This window comes from Sphingomonas benefaciens (assembly GCF_052907485.1).
The window spans coordinates 1-12,127 of the sequence record NZ_JBREIC010000010.1; the positions used below are offsets into that span (position 1 = coordinate 1).

Annotated in this window: 9 protein-coding genes and 1 pseudogene; 4 read left to right on the forward strand and 6 right to left on the reverse strand. The window is 58.7% G+C overall.

Annotated features, from left to right (window positions below):
• Window positions 1–642 precede the first annotated feature (642 nt).
• The 5 genes and pseudogenes from ACU5AX_RS20105 to ACU5AX_RS20125 form a co-directional block, all read right to left on the reverse strand.
• Window positions 643–2,577 carry a hypothetical protein gene (locus ACU5AX_RS20105; RefSeq protein ID WP_446692296.1) on the reverse strand — a complete coding sequence of 645 codons (1,935 nt, stop codon included), beginning with the start codon at window positions 2,575–2,577 and terminating at the stop codon, window positions 643–645.
• Window positions 2,567–3,079, reverse strand: a complete 513-nt coding sequence (locus ACU5AX_RS20110) for an ABC-three component system middle component 5 (RefSeq protein WP_446692298.1) — start codon at window positions 3,077–3,079, stop codon at window positions 2,567–2,569. The genes ACU5AX_RS20105 and ACU5AX_RS20110 overlap by 11 nt, the downstream gene beginning before the upstream one ends.
• Window positions 3,073–3,651 (reverse strand): ABC-three component system protein, encoded by a 579-nt coding sequence (locus ACU5AX_RS20115; protein ID WP_446692299.1) that lies wholly within the window; start codon window positions 3,649–3,651, stop codon window positions 3,073–3,075. Before ACU5AX_RS20115 ends, ACU5AX_RS20110 begins: the two co-directional genes overlap by 7 nt.
• Window positions 3,648–3,821 carry a hypothetical protein gene (locus tag ACU5AX_RS20120; RefSeq protein ID WP_446692300.1) on the reverse strand — a complete coding sequence of 58 codons (174 nt, stop codon included), beginning with the start codon at window positions 3,819–3,821 and terminating at the stop codon, window positions 3,648–3,650. The genes ACU5AX_RS20115 and ACU5AX_RS20120 overlap by 4 nt, the downstream gene beginning before the upstream one ends.
• 304 nt (window positions 3,822–4,125) lie before the next feature.
• Window positions 4,126–4,314: pseudogene (locus ACU5AX_RS20125) on the reverse strand (HU family DNA-binding protein); the annotation flags it as partial.
• 56 nt (window positions 4,315–4,370) lie between these two features.
• Here ACU5AX_RS20125 and ACU5AX_RS20130 point away from each other — a divergent pair.
• The 3 genes from ACU5AX_RS20130 to ACU5AX_RS20140 all read left to right on the forward strand — a co-directional run bounded on the left by ACU5AX_RS20130 (window position 4,371) and on the right by ACU5AX_RS20140 (window position 7,448).
• Window positions 4,371–5,611, forward strand: a protein-coding gene (locus ACU5AX_RS20130) for an IS3 family transposase (protein WP_446692301.1) whose coding sequence is annotated in 2 segments (ribosomal slippage) — window positions 4,371–4,715 and window positions 4,718–5,611 — 1,239 coding nt in all. Because the reading frame shifts where the segments join, the coding sequence is not laid out codon by codon here.
• A gap of 407 nt (window positions 5,612–6,018) precedes the next feature.
• On the forward strand, window positions 6,019–7,071 hold the full coding sequence (locus tag ACU5AX_RS20135) for an HWE histidine kinase domain-containing protein (protein ID WP_446692302.1): 1,053 nt from the start codon (window positions 6,019–6,021) through the stop codon (window positions 7,069–7,071).
• 11 nt (window positions 7,072–7,082) lie between these two features.
• Window positions 7,083–7,448, forward strand: coding sequence for a response regulator (locus ACU5AX_RS20140; RefSeq protein ID WP_446692303.1), 366 nt, complete (start codon window positions 7,083–7,085; stop codon window positions 7,446–7,448).
• A 3-nt stretch (window positions 7,449–7,451) separates the two neighbouring features.
• On the opposite strand, the gene ACU5AX_RS20145 is transcribed toward ACU5AX_RS20140, so the two are convergent.
• Window positions 7,452–9,944 carry a PAS domain-containing hybrid sensor histidine kinase/response regulator gene (locus ACU5AX_RS20145; RefSeq protein ID WP_446692304.1) on the reverse strand — a complete coding sequence of 831 codons (2,493 nt, stop codon included), beginning with the start codon at window positions 9,942–9,944 and terminating at the stop codon, window positions 7,452–7,454.
• A gap of 361 nt (window positions 9,945–10,305) precedes the next feature.
• Here ACU5AX_RS20145 and ACU5AX_RS20150 point away from each other — a divergent pair, with 361 nt between their 5' ends.
• A complete protein-coding gene (locus tag ACU5AX_RS20150; protein ID WP_446692305.1) occupies window positions 10,306–12,024 on the forward strand; it encodes an ATP-binding protein in 1,719 nt (572 codons plus the stop codon).
• The last annotated feature ends 103 nt before the right edge of the window (window positions 12,025–12,127 follow it).

A 12,127-nucleotide genomic window follows, 5' to 3' on the forward strand; every position in this document is an offset into this window, starting at 1 on the left:
CCCGCCTCGGCCTCCTTCAGGATGCCGATTATCTGCTCTTCCGAAAACTGCTTCCGCTTCATTCCGTCCGTCCCTTCGAGGGGCCGGTCTCTAGGTACACGTGGATGAAGAAACGGGGGTCACGCCATGTTGCGTATAGTCGCCGATGATCCATCAGCCAGAGCTTCAGCCTTATGCCGGTAGAAACAGCGACCCAGCTAAAGCAATACCTCTTTGAGGCTTACGGAGGGTTCGCAGATAAGCGCGTTCGCGATATAAACCGCGACGAGCCTTTCATCGTAGATGACCGAGGCCAAGGCGACTATGATGCACGTAAGCAGCTATTCCTCTGGTTTACCCAGATGTTCGCGACTGTGCGGTCAAAAAGCGAGGTCGAGCTTGTTTTTCGTGGGGGCACGCCTGAGGGCCTGGAGGTAGGCGCGTGGTTCACCAAACATGACGCCAAGGCAGATAATAACGGCATCATCCTTATACTGAATTCTGGCAACTTTGACGAGTTAGACGGTCTAGCTGCCGCCTTCGAGAGGATCGTTCAAAGGCGCTATAATACGCCGGCCTATAAGTACGTTGTGCCTCGGGTCGCAGGCTCAATCCGACAGCTCCGTGATGTTCTCGGACGGGCTTGGAACTAAGGACTGCACCCTATTCTCCCTCTCCAGCCTCGCCTTCGTTGTCTTCTATTACCATGTTTAACGTTTTACTGTCATGCGTATATCGCTGACCAACAAGATGCACATCGCCCTTTACGTCAGGCGCCAAATCTGCCGTTCCAATAACGATTTGGAACGGCTTGTTTAGAGACTTCGCTTTCTCCACGATAGTGATGTGCATTCTATGGTAGCGAGCTGGTTCCATCCCTTTGTCTTCAAGGTTTTCTAGTAGTAGTACGTGAAGGTGACGCATGGTTGATATCTTATCGGCAGCAAACAGGATGCCGAGAAAAATCGAGTTCTTTAAATAGCTTACTGAGCTGGCCGAAAACGACTTCTGCCCGTTCACACCAAATGAGTTTCCTCGAAAATCGATTTCCACATGAGGATCGTCATGAAACTCGGCTTGCCGATTGAGGTCGGCCTTCAAGAACGACTGCGTCTCGCGTGAAACGGCTGATAGAGCACCGCCTAGACGAAGCGTAGCGCCGTTTCTAACCCTTTCGATGTCTTCCTTCGCTCGCGCGATCTCCCCCGCCAGCCGATCCCGATCCCGCCGTAAAGCCTCCAGGCGCTCCACAACTCGTTTATCCCGGCGAATTCTTTCAAGGTCGGCTTGAAGATAGCCGAGTTGGTTCTGCAAGGTTGAGAGCTCTGCCTGCGCTTCAGTTGATACAGTTACCTTCTGTCGTTGAAGGTCGCGTGCTAATCGCTCGATCTCGACGCGAGCATTCCTAGTTTGGTTATCCAGCTCGGAGAGATGCTGGATACGGGTTTTCTGAATGCGGGTAGACTGCTCAATCTGCGACCGCGTCGCGTTCAATAGCGACAGATATCGCGCAGTTGGTTTCTCGCGAGGGGCGTCTGTCTTACACAGGTAGCAGTGATGATGATCCGATCCTGGTTCGACGACTGATCCGCATGCTGGACATGAGGAAAGCGCCACCTCCCCTACATAGTCAGCCACCGCTAGGCTTTGTGTCAGATACTCAACTCTTTGATTCAGAGTCGCAAGAAACATTTCCGAGTCACGGGCTTCTAGGCTAAGCTCGCCGCGAGCTTCTACCAAGTCGCTAAGATTGGCTTTGGCTGATGTGAGTTGCTCAGACAAACTGGTTATGTGCTTCTGGTCTATCGCGGAGGCCGATAGGGGTTTTAGGACTTCCTTTGCTATCGTCTCAACTTTTCCTTGAGCTTGGATTATTTCGTTTTTGACTCGGTCCTCGGCTGCGGAGATGCCTGATTCACTCAGTTCGTTGTAATCGCTCCCTAGGAGGATATTTCCCGCAGAAACTGAGGACAACGACTCTGCATACTTGTTCTGGGCCTCACGCAGTACACGTTCATACTCTGCGAGATTCTGATCGGTGCCTCCAAGAACGAAGTTCCCAACAGACTCGCGCGTTGCCGGCTTATCGAACTGGTCCTCGAATCGGAGCAGGGACGAATTTGGACTATCCTGGTCGGCATAGTGCACTCTGAGGAATTGATTGAATGTTATGAAGTCGCCGGTTTGCGAGAACGCCTCCGGCATTCCCAATGCTAGAAACATAAGCTGACTATAGCTTTGCTTGTCACTAGATCGTGAATAAGAGTATTCTTGCCAGCTCTCAATTGGGGAACTCAGCGCTTCTTCTATCGGCCCATCATATATTAATGCAGGTGGAAGCCCGGTTTCCGCAATTTTACGGCTGATCGTTATAGAGCTTTTACCTATCCTCGCCTGTAGGTACACGCGGTCACATTTCAAAGCTGCCTTGGTCCACTGCTTTGGAGTCAGCGCACCGCCAAGACCAAAATATATCAACTTAAAGAGAGTTGATTTTCCCGAGGAGTTCTCGCCTTCTACGACGTTCACACCTTCTTTAAAGCCTTCATCGAAGATGACTTTTCCACCAGAGGTGACGCGGAATCGCTCAATTAACAACGGCGTGACTCTTCACATCATATTTGAATGTCATGAGTGTACTCCGGTCTTTCAAGCCACCCTCTCCATACAGTCCAAACTCGCCCAATAATGATAAGAGGTAATCAATAACTGGCCTCATGGAGGAGACGAACCTATTCCGCTCGGCAGAAAGGCGACTATCGAGCTTCGCCTTATCGGTGAGCTTTAGACATTTTAAATCGATCAACTCACGCTTTCTAAGCATCTCAAGCGCGATACTTTGATACTCCGCAAGTTGCAGAAATGTGGATGACGGACTGGCATGCCACTTGTATGGTCGTAAGCCTTCAAATTGACTAGCAATCCGCTTTTTCTGAGCGCCTTTGTGGCGAATAATTGGCAGGTCAAATGGGAAGAGCATAAAGTAATCTAGTATGCGGTATGCATCATCTGCAATACCGGCGGCCGGCTCAGCCAACGCCAAAGCTCTAAACGCTGAGTGATAAACGTCTTGATGCGGATAGAAGTTAAGCCCTAGCATTTAGCATACTCAATAAAGCAGCTATCTGCCAGGAAAAATATCAATCCAAGAGCCTCCATCTTTCCATAGAACTCTGGAAGCCCGGTCAAATTATGGCTAAGATATTCAACAACGCTATCGTTAAATATAGCAGACTGTTGAGAAAACGTCATGCTGCCGAGGCTCGGGCGTATACTCTCTTGAAAAGTGCTATACGCGTGCTTGAATCCTGCGACCAGAATGGCCTGTCCGGACGGGTGCCGCGCGGTCACCTCAAAAAACTTCGCAAATGATTCCTTAGCCTCAATTGCAAAGTCGTAGTAATCGCTTGTTTGCCCAGCGTCCGATAGCTTTGTTTTGAGATTTCTGTCGCTGGGGGCTCGATTAAAGTGAGCGAGCTGTGCGATAAACGTATCCTGCACCTCGCCAGTCTCAATTTCAGCTAGACACTTCGCAACAAGTTTTTGCAGACCGGGATTAACCTTTGGCCCTTCTACGTTTAAGACGTAAGCCGAACCCGCCGCCACGACGTTGGCCGTGACGCCTTGCTGAATAACGTCAGCCTTATTGTTAGTAATAAGGCCTTTACTCATTTACGTTTGTGGATATCCCGTCCGGCCACATCGCCGTTAGTCGTGACGTCACGAATGGTTACGCGGTTAGTATCAGCTCTAGACTTTGATTTATTGTACCGAAAAGCAAAAAGCGCTCCGCCCGCTGCAATGACTGCCAGCGCGACGATGCCGAGGTTCGAGATATCCATCAACCATGCCCCTCCGTTCTCGTTATGATTCTGTAAGCGACTCTGGTCGCCTCGGCTAGCGACGCAGTGGTCCTTATCCTGCCGTAATCACCTCGACGTTGATGGTGCACTCCACCACCTTACGCCTCTCGTTAGCCCGCTTCCGGCACGCCTCCAACGTCTCCCTGTTGGCGGTGACGATCCGGTCAGCTTACCACTCTCCAACTACCCACGGCCGCAAGTCCTTCTTCTAACACGATGAAGGAGCCACGGTGTCATAACCGAGCGGTTGTGACACCGGCGGCCAAGCCGCCGGTGTTCAATGTCAGAGCTTGTCCTTTAAGCCCTTAGCTGCCGTGAACGACACCTTCTTCGAGGCTGCGATCGTCATCGCCTCACCGGTCGCAGGGTTACGTCCCTGACGCTCCGGGCGATCCTTGACGGCAAACTTGCCAAAGCCAGGAATAGATATTTCTTCGCCTTTCGCAGCCGCACCGGCGATCTGATCGAATATGAGGTGGCCCCTCAAATGACCTGACAGGACCTCGCTTTTGGATAAGAGTGAGGCATATGACTGACGGTACGACCAGGCGTTACAATGACGGCGAGGTCCTCTCCGGTGTCCAGCGCCGGAGGCGGTGGACACCGGAGGAGAAGGTCCGGATCGTCGAGGAAACGTATCTTCCGGGAATGAGCGTGTCGCTCGTCGCCCGCCAGCACGGCATCAGCGGCAGCCAGGTCTTCACCTGGCGGCGCCTGATGAACCAGGGGGCGCTGACCGCCGCGGCAGCCGGCGAGGAGGTGGTGCCAGCGTCCGAATACCGGGCGCTGGAGGCGCAGGTGCGCGAACTGCAGAGGCTGCTCGGCAAGAAGGCCATGGAGAACGAGCTGCTGCGTGAGGCCGTGTCCCGGGCCGCAGGCCCAAAAAAACTGCTCTTGCGCTCGACCTCGCTGCCCGGGGACATTCTGTGACCGCGGTAGCCGATGCGCTCGGCGTCGCCCGCCCGCATCTGTCTGCGATGCGCAACCGACCACCGCCACGACCGCGCGGACGGCCACCATTGCCGGATGCCGACCTGGTCGCCGACATCCGGGCGCTTGTCGCCGATCTGCCCACCTACGGTTATCGCCGCGTCCATGCCCTACTGCGCCGCCAAGCCGAGCAGACCGGTCGCGCTGCCCCCAATCCCAAGCGCGTCTACCGCGTCATGAAGGTGCATGGACTGCTGCTCCAAAGAGGCGGCGGACGGCACGAGGAGCGCCGTCACGACGGCCGTGTCGCCGTCGACCAGCGCAACACTCGCTGGTGCTCCGACGGGCTGGAGATCGCCTGTGACAACGGCGAGAAGGTACGCGTCGCGTTCGCGCTCGACTGCTGCGACCGCGAGGCAATGGGGCATGTGGCAACCACGAGCGGCATCACCGCTGAGGATGTGCAGGACCTGATGGTCGCCACCGTCGAGCACCGCTACGGTCGGGTGAACCGCGTACCCCAGCCAATCGAGTGGCTGACGGATAACGGCAGCTGCTATACCGCCCGCGACACCCGCACCTTTGCCCGCGACATCGGGCTGGTGCCGCGCACCACCCCGGTCAGCAGCCCGCAGTCCAACGGCATGGCCGAGGCGTTCGTCCGCACCCTCAAGCGCGATTACGTCCGCGTGAACCCCAAGCCCGACGCGCAGACCGTCATCGCGCAGCTACCAGCTTGGCTCGACCACTATAATGAGGTGCATCCACACCGCGCCCTCGGCTACAGGTCACCCCGCGAGTTCATCGCGACAACACGCGAGGCCCTGTCAGCCATTTAGGGGGCAACAACAGAATACGGCGGTGATAGCCGTCTTCGCCTCTGCCTCGCTGGAACCGGTGGTGGCCGCAACGCCCTTGGCTAGCTCGCCGATATTCATGTCATTCGTTCTCCGTTGAAGCATCCGGCCTATTAGCTCGCGCGAATGGCGTCGCAAACTTGGCGCATCGTGCCCGCTCGCGAGCAGAAAGGTAGACCTTTCCACCTCGGCTTGTCGAACGTCGCCGTTATCAACACGCGGTTCTGACACCTGCAAGCCGGCGGAAATGCGCGGTCGCGCCGCCCGGTCGAAACCGACGGTTCTGACACCATCGGTTGGTTCGACATGGCGTGATGGCATTAGCCCATTGTCATGATACTCGAACGGAAAGTGCCGGGGGCTCGCGTTCAATCTGCCCCGACACACCTATGGAGCACGCCAAAGCATTGCCTGCTGTCGATCATCTTCTCACCTGGTCGCTCAAGCGAACCCTGCCGCCCGTACCGCGATATCTCGCCGCGACGTTGTTGGTGGCGCTTGCCGCGGCTATCAGAGTGCTGCTCATCACCAATCTTCTGCCATGGCTGATCTTCATGCCCGTCGTGCTGCTGATCGGGCTGACGATGGGCAAACGGACCGGCTTCTATGCGGTGGTCCTATCGGCCGTTCTGGCGGCAGTCACGATCGCGCGTTCGGGAGCATCTTTGTGGCTAACCGGTCCGCAATGGATCGCAAGCGCCCTGTTCATCATCATTGCCGCCAGCCAGGTCATCGTCGCGGCGGAGCTGCGCGCCTCCTTCGTCCGTGCGCGACATCTGGTCGCCGAGCGCGAGGAAGCGAATGCTCGATTGGTGGAGAAGGAGGAGCAGAGCCAGCTCCTCAACCACGAACTGGGCCATCGGCTGAAGAACCTGCTGACGATCGTACAGGCGATCGTCAGTCAGACCGTTCGGCAGTCGCCTGACCTGGCAACCGCCGGCGAGGCGCTGGCCTTCCGACTGGCGGCATTCGGGCGGGCGGCGGACGTTCTGACGGCTTCGAGCTGGGAGACGGCCGACATCCATGCGTTGGCTCATGCGGCGCTCGCCCCTCACGACAGCATCGAGACCCGCTTCCACCTGTCGGGACCAGTCATTTATTTCCAGTCTCAAGTGGCGCTCGCCCTAGCGCTGGCCTTCCACGAGCTGGCGACGAACGCGATCAAATACGGCGCGCTATCGAACGACAGCGGCCGCGTCGATCTGAAATGGTCGATCGAGCCCGGACCTAATCCAGCCGAGCCTCGTTTTTGTCTGACTTGGCAGGAGCTTGGCGGCCCTGCCGTGCAGCCTCCGGCGCATCGCGGTTTCGGGTCGCTCATGATCGAACGATCGCTCCGATCGTACTTTCGCGGGCAGACCCTGATGAGCTTTGAGGCCGAAGGATTGGTATTCAGGATCGACGCTCCGCTTGCCGGTGCGCAAGCGAGTGACAGTGCGTAATGACGGACGATATGGCGGCGATCGAACGATCCATCCTCGTGGTGGACGACGAAGCTCTCATCCGCATCAACCTGGCGGTCTTCTTCGAGGACGAAGGCTTTCAGGTTTTCGAGGCTGGTGACGCGGACGAAGCGATCGGCATTCTGGATGCCAATCCCTCGATCCAGGTCGTGCTGACCGACGTACAAATGCCGGGCTCGATGGACGGGGTGAAACTCGCCCATTACGTCCGCAACCGCTTCCCGCCGACGCTGCTCGTCGTGGCGTCGGGCGCGGTGAAGCTCACCGCAGCCGATCTGCCGGCGCACACCATGTTCCTCGCCAAACCGTTCGATCCCAGATTCGTTCTGAGCGAAATCGACCGTCTCAGCGCCTGACGCCTATTCCTTCTGCTCGGCCGCCCATACAATCCGGCGCTGCAAGGCAGCCGAAAGCTGGTTGGCGGAATACGGTTTGCGCAGCAGCTCCAGACCCTCGACGCCTTCCTGGGCGAGCACGTGGCTGTACCCGCTGGCGAGGATCACGGGCAGGAATGGCAGTTCGTGTGCAAGCCGTTTTGCCAACTCAACGCCCCCCATGCCGGGCATCACCACGTCCGAGAAGACGATGTCGAACCCGTCACCGTCCGGCCCCAACCGTTCCAGCGCTTCCTCCGCGCTCGTCACCCACGCGGTACGGTAGCCGAGATCGTCGAGAAGCTGGGTGGCGAACTGTCCGACGCTGATGTTGTCCTCGACGACCAGCACGCATCGCCCCTCGCCGTCCATGCTCTGCTGCTGGTCGGCCGGCTTTGCATCCTTGGCCGAGGTCTGATCGGCCTGCGGAAGGTAGAGCGTGAAGGTCGAGCCCTTGCCCTGCACGCTCTCGACATCGACGTCGCCACCTGACTGCTTGGCGAAGCCGAATACCTGGCTGAGGCCAAGCCCGGTCCCCTTGCCGATATCCTTGGTGGTAAAGAACGGTTCGAAGATGCGCTCCAGATCATCGGCGGCGATACCGGTGCCGGTGTCGGCAAGCGAAACGGCGACGAATTTGCCGGTTCCGGGGCCATGTCCCCGAATTGAAGGCATCTCGGCATCGCAGCGGAGGCGGATCGTCACCGTGCCCTCGCCATCCATCGCATCGCGCGCGTTGACCGCAAGGTTGACCATCGCAGTCTCAAACTGGCTGACATCGGCACGGACACGGCAGACGGCTTCAGGCACCTCGAACCGGACCAGCACGCGGGTGCCCGTGATGCTGTCGAGCATGTCGGCGATGGCGTCGAGACGCTGCGCGACCTCGAACACCTCCGGCTCCAGCGTCTGGCGCCTGGCGAAGGCGAGGAGCTGACCCGTCAGCTTGGCGGCGCGGTCGGCGGTGTCGCCGATCGCGTCGAGATAGCGTTGCCGCTTCTCCGGTGCGACATTCTCTCGCCGGAGTAGATCGACCGAACCGCGGATCACGGTCAGCAGATTGTTGAAGTCGTGTGCGACCCCCCCGGTAAGCTGGCCAATCGCCTCCATTTTCTGGCTCTGGCGCAACCGCTCTTCGGCCTGCATCAGGTCGGCAGTGCGCTCGGCGACGCGTTGCTCGAGAGTCTCGTTCAGCGTGCGCAACTCGGCAGTCGCGCGATCGCGCTCTCCCTCGACCTTGCGGCGCTCTTCCACGTCGATGAGGACGCCCGGAAAACTCTGCGGCGTACCGTCCGATCCGCGATCGACACGGCCGTTCGCCTCAATCCAGTAATAGTGCCCATCCGCCCGGAGCACGCGATATTGATGCGCATAGGGACCGCACCTCTCGATCGCATCATTGATCGCATCCGCCAGTCCCGCCTGATCGTCGGGATGGACCGTCTCCACGATCTGCGCGAGCGGAATGCCCTCGCGCCCGAGCGCAGGGTCGAGACCAAAAGCCCGGGCGAATGCGTCATCGATGGTAAAACGGTCGGTCGGAATGTCCCAATGCCAGGTGCCGATAATCGCGCCTGCCTCCAGCGCGAGCTGGACTCGCTCGATGTTCTCGCGGGCGACCGCTTCGCTCGCCCGCAAACGATCCTGCGCTTCGTGGCGCGCAGTCACGTCGTTAAACAGGATGGCGATTTGCCGGTCGTCCGGATCGCCTACACGCACAGCCCGCACGTCGAACCAGCGTCCGAACGCTTCGGCATAGCTCTCGAAGTTGGCGGGCTCACCCGTTTTGGCGACGTGGCCGTAGGTCTCGAACCAGAAACGCTCCAGGTCGGGCGCGAACTCGGTTACCCACTTGCCGTGCAGATCGACGCCGGCCTGCTGCTCGAACGCAGGATTGGCTTCCAGGAAGCGATAGTTGATCGGCCGATCGTCGCCGTCGAACTTGACCTCCACAATGGCAAAGGCGGCATCGATGGTTTCAATGATCGTCTGGAAACGATCCTGCGCGTGCCGGAGCGCCACGCCGTCCAGATGCTCGCGCGTGCGATCACGTAATATCTTCACAAAACCGAGATGCCGGTCATCGTCATCGAACAGCGGCAGCATCTCGCCGGACGCCCAGAAACGCTCGCCGCCCTCACGCAGATGCCAACGCTCGTCAGAGGCGCGGCCGTCCTGAAGCGCCCCCGCCATTTCGTGTTCGACGCGGTCGTTCGCCTGGTCCTCCGGGGTAAAGAACCGCTCGGCGTTCTGACCTCGCATCTGCTCGGCGGTCCAGCCCAGCACATTCTCCGCGCCAGGGTTCCAGTCGGTGATGATGCCGCCCGGATCGGTGACGATCATCGCAATGTCGGCTGCGTTCTCGAAAATCGCGCGCTGCCGGGCTTCGCTAGTGGCGACGCGCTGCGCATGGAGCCTCGCATCCGCCAGCGCGGCGCGAAGGCGCAACACCTCCGCCTCAAGCTCTTCCTTGGTCATGGTAATTAAGAACCGCCCTGTTCCGCATCGTCCGTTCGTACCAGCTGATTCCTATCGCCTGTTGCAACTGGGCCGCAACGGGAATGGGTCTACGATCCCGGTGTGCAGGCTTTGTGGTTGGCAGAGACATAGAGCCGATTACGGATGCTCGCAGGGGCCAGAGGCCATGTCGCAGGAGGTGTCATAACCAAAACATTGTGACACCAAGCTGCTATTGCCAAGCCGGCACAACGATCAGCATTGCCGCCGTTTTGGTTCGCAGTCCTCGCTCGGTGAAGCGAGTTGTCGCCCCACGATGGAACCGGCTAGGCTGATGCTGGCACGGCGATCATGACCGCTCGCCCTTGTATAAGCGGAACCCATGACGAACGCCGTTCCATCGATCGATCCCCATATCGGCGCAGAGAGCATCACAGGTGCGGAAATCCTTTCGAAGGATTGGACGGGCACGTCGCTCGGGCCGGTTAACACCTGGCCTGCGTCGCTGAAGACGACGCTGGCAATAATGCTCGCCTGTCCAACGCCGATGTTCCTGGCGTGGGGCGACGATCTCCTATGCTTTTACAACGACGCCTATCGGCCGATCCTCGGCTACCGTCTCGCCACCGCGCTGGGCACGCCCTTCAAGGCGGTCTGGGCGAGCATCTGGAGCGATATCGAGCCGTTGGTTATTACAACGCTCGCCGGCGAGAGCCGCAAGATGACGGACATGCCCCTCGACCTGAGCCGTGAGGGCGTGCCTGAACGGAGCTGGTGGACCTTCACCTACTCACCAGCTTACGATGATGCGGGACAGGTAGCAGGTCTGTTCTGCGTCACTAACGAGCAGACCAACCGGGTCCAGATGGAGGAGCGCCATCAGACCCTAGCCGCGGAAGTCATCGAGCGGCGCGAGGAGCTGGCGCGTGCTGAAGAACAACTGCGACAGGCACAGAAGCTCGAAGCGATCGGTCGATTAACAGGCGGTGTCGCACACGACTTTAACAATCTGCTGACCGTCATCCGCGGGTCTGTCGATCTGTTGCGTAGGCCCGGTATCGCCGAGGACAAGCGCGCACGCTACATCGACGCGATCGGCGACACCGCCGACCGCGCCGCCAAGCTGACTGGCCAACTCCTTGCCTTCTCACGCCGACAAGCGCTGACACCCGAACTGTTCGACCTTGGTGCCTGCATCGACAACGTGTGCGATATGATCGGCACGCTCATTGGATCACGCATTGTTCTGGAAACGCACATCCCCGACCAGACCATTCATGCCCTGGCGGATCGGACACAGTTTGAGAATGCGATCGTCAACCTTGCCGTGAATGCGCGCGACGCAATGGACGGTGAGGGAATGCTGACGATCGCGGCCGGTGCTGTATCGGGCATACCCGCCATCCGGTCCCACGTGCCGGTCGTCGGCGATTTCATCGCGGTTACCGTCACCGATACCGGCACCGGCATCGACCCCGCGCAGATCGACCGTATCTACGAGCCCTTTTTTACAACCAAGGGTGTCGGCGAGGGCACAGGCCTTGGCCTTTCGCAGGTCATCGGCTTCGCGAAGCAATCGGGCGGAGATATCAGCGTCGAGAGCGTCGTCGGACAGGGCACGACCTTCACCCTCTATCTGCCCCGCGCTTATACCGACGAAGCGGGGATGGAGGATCAGGCGGCGGCTCAGGCCCCGATCAGCGGGGAAGGGTACTGCGTCCTCGTCGTAGAGGACAATCCGCAGGTTGGCGAATTTGCGACCCAGGCGCTCAAAGAGCTGGGATACGACAGTATCCTCGCAACAGACGCCGAAAAAGCGCTAGCGGCATTGGAGGAGGGCTGCGACCGATTCCACATCGTGTTTTCCGATGTGGTGATGCCAGGCATGAACGGCATCGATCTCGGAAATGAAATACGGCGTTCGTATCCCGGTGTACCAATTGTTCTCACCAGCGGATACAGTCACGTGCTGGCGAGGAATGGCAAGCACGGCTTCGAATTGTTGCACAAGCCCTATTCAGTCGAGCAGCTGTCACGCGTTCTCCATAAAGCGATCGGCTGGCAAAAGGGGACAATGGCAAGGGCGACGTCCGCCGGCTGATCGGATCGATCGTTATGCCGAGACTTGGAGCTGACTGGTTGAAGCAGGCAAATTAGCCGGAAATTCGAGGCGCACTGGGTCGAACGAACGGCTGTGACATTGG